This is a genomic window from Pseudomonas sp. TJI-51, from assembly GCF_000190455.2.
Classification (GTDB): Bacteria; Pseudomonadota; Gammaproteobacteria; order Pseudomonadales; family Pseudomonadaceae; genus Aquipseudomonas; species Aquipseudomonas juntendi.
The window spans coordinates 1-2236 of record NZ_AEWE02000139.1 but is presented as its reverse complement, the minus strand read 5'-3'; the positions used below and the strand labels follow the sequence as shown (position 1 = coordinate 2236).

Annotated in this window: 2 protein-coding genes and 1 pseudogene; all 3 read left to right on the top strand. The window is 57.1% G+C overall.

Features of this window, described 5'->3' with window-relative positions; genetic code table 11:
• Positions 1-237 (top strand): annotated as a pseudogene (locus G1E_RS24470) (transposase); the annotation flags it as partial.
• Positions 238-441: 204 nt separating this feature from the next.
• Positions 442-1422, top strand: a complete 981-nt coding sequence (locus G1E_RS24465) for an IS5 family transposase (protein ID WP_016487069.1) — start codon at positions 442-444, stop codon at positions 1420-1422.
• 205 nt (positions 1423-1627) lie between these two features.
• Positions 1628-2236 (top strand): transposase (locus G1E_RS28025; protein WP_154212032.1); only part of this gene is annotated, 609 nt, incomplete at its 3' end.

Sequence of the window (2236 nt, the reverse complement as noted above, 5' to 3'; positions counted from 1 at the left end):
GGTTTGATTGCCCTGATCGAACCTCATTACCCGAAGGGCGAAGGTGGTCGTCCGGCCTATCCGTTGATGGCGATGCTGCGGGTTCATCTAATGCAGAACTGGTTCGGTTACAGCGATCCGGCGATGGAAGAGGCGCTGTACGAGACGACGATCTTGCGCCAGTTTTCCGGTCTGAGCCTGGAGCGAATCCCGGACGAAACCACCATCCTCAACTTCCGTCGTCTGCTGGAAAAACACGCTTGATCAAGGACGCGGGGCATGCCGAACATAAAACCATTTGACATGAAGCTTCTAGATCTCCTCTTCGAAATGGAAGGGGGATACGTTTTGAATTTTTCGAACGCCACCTTCAGCCGGTTCTTTCTCGGGGAGTTAGGGATGGTCTGAAAAAGACTTCCCGAATCTGGTGAAATACGCCGATCCCGTTGCCCGAGTTTCCCGATGAAGCAAATGACTTTCGCCGACGCCGAGTACGCCGGCAAGCGCAAGCAGACCCGCAAAGAGTTGTTCATGATCGAGATGGATCAGGTGGTGCCGTGGAAGGGTTTGATTGCCCTGATCGAGCCGCACTACCCCAAGGGTGAAGGTGGTCGTCCGGCGTATCAGCTGAGGGCGATGCTGCGCGTACATTTGATGCAGAACTGGTTCGGCTACAGCGATCCGGCGATGGAGGAGGCGCTGCACGAGACCACAATCTTGCGCCAGTTTGCCGGGCTGAACCTAGAGCGTATTCCCGACGAAACCACCATCCTCAATTTCCGTCGCCTGCTGGAGAAGCACGAGTTGGCGGCCGGGATTCTGGCGGTGATCAATGGTTACCTGGGCGATCGGGGCCTGTCGCTGCGCCAGGGCACCATCGTCGATGCCACGCTGATCCATGCGCCGAGTTCGACCAAGAACAAGGACGGTAAGCGTGACCCGCAAATGCACCAGACCAAGAAGAGCAATCAGTATTACTTCGGCATGAAGGCTCACATCGGCGCGGATGCCGAGTCAGGTCTGGTGCACAGCGTGGTGGGGACGGCAGCCAACGTTGCTGACGTTACCCAGGTCGACAAACTGCTGCATGGAAAGGAAAACATGGTCGGCGCCGACGCGGGTTACACCGGCGTAGAGAAACGCCCGGAACATGAAGGCCGGGAGGTGATCTGGCAGATTGCGGCCCGCCGCAGTACGTACAAGAAGCTGAGTAAGCGCAGTGCGCTGTACAAAGCCAAGCGCAAGATCGAGAAATCCAAGGCCCAGGTGCGCGCCAAAGTCGAGCACCCGTTCCGGGTGATCAAGCGCCAATTCGGCTACGTGAAGACACGCTTGCGTGGCCTGGCGAAGAACACAGCGCAGTTGGTGACACTGTTCGCGCTGTCGAACCTGTGGATGGCGCGCCGACATTTGCTGACGAATGCAGGAGAGGTGCGTCTGTAATGCGGGAAATGGCCGGCGCGAGGTGCTCGCGCCGGCTATAAATCCGGAAAGAGGGGATGATTTGATCGTTTTTTAGCCGAATCACCGTTTTGAAATCGGCAAGGGCTGGAGTCAGCCAGAAATACCTGACTACTTCAGACCATCCTTAGAGGGTGTAGACAAAATAAAGTAAGCTGCTTGCCCCTTGCCTACACAGCATTGCACCATGCCTAAAACCGGACGCCCGCCCGTAATCGCTGCGGAGCATTACCCTCTGCTGACCAGGCTCGCTCATGCGCAACCCTATTCCAGCCAATCCGAACTGGCGCAGGCATTCCATGCTGAAACGGGTATTACCGCTCATCCCGATACCTTTGCCAAAGCGCTGAGGCTGGCCGGGATCGTTCGTGTAAAGGAACGAGCCAAAGGTAGTTTCCAGCCATCTGAGGCTCAGAAGTCTTATGGTTACACCGAGGCCCACCGGCGCCAGTTGCCGGAACAGCGCTACCCCAGTTGTCTGACGGACGCAGAATGGACGCTGGTCGCTGATTTGTTTGAAGTCTCGGGAGGCCGTGGCGTGCCGCCTCGTCACTCCCGAAGGACGCTTTTGGAAGCGTGCTGTTATGTCGTGCGCACGGGATGCTCATGGCGAATGCTGCCTCACGAGTTTCCGCATTGGGACAACGTCTACAAGACCTTTCGACGGTGGAGCGCTCAGGGCAAGTTTGAGCAAATGCACGACCGGCTTCGTGCCCAGTGGCGAGAGCGGATGGATCGTGATGAAAAGCCGTCAGCCGCTGTTCTCGATTCCCAGTCAACTCGTAGCTCTCCCCAA